Source organism: Streptomyces beijiangensis, from assembly GCF_017315755.1.
GTDB classification, from domain to species: Bacteria; Actinomycetota; Actinomycetes; order Streptomycetales; family Streptomycetaceae; genus Streptomyces; species Streptomyces beijiangensis.
The window spans coordinates 1-285 of the sequence record NZ_JAFLRJ010000977.1; the positions used below are offsets into that span (position 1 = coordinate 1).

The window sequence follows — 285 nt, forward strand, 5'->3', positions numbered from 1 at the left end:
ACCGGCGCCTGGGCCTTGAGGCGAGGGTCCTCGTGGAGCCGTCGCTGCACCTCCAGGGCCACATCGGTGCCGACGGTGTCCAGCAGCCGTACGGGTCCCAGCGGCTGCCCGCCCACGGACTTGAGGGCCAGGTCGAGCGTCGCCACCGTCGCCTCTCCGGCGTCGAGGAGGTCCAGGGCCCGGTTCAGATAGGGGAAGAGCAGGGCGTTCACGATGAACCCGGTGCGGTCGCCGCACTCCACGGCCTGCTTGCCGAGCCGCTCGACCACCGCGCGGGCGCGCGCC

The 285-nt window shown here is 73.3% G+C and carries 1 protein-coding gene; it reads right to left on the reverse strand.

The genetic code is table 11. The features are described 5' to 3' along the window. Positions 1-285 (reverse strand): 3-hydroxyacyl-CoA dehydrogenase family protein (locus J0695_RS40165; protein ID WP_242553770.1); only part of this gene is annotated, 285 nt, incomplete at both ends.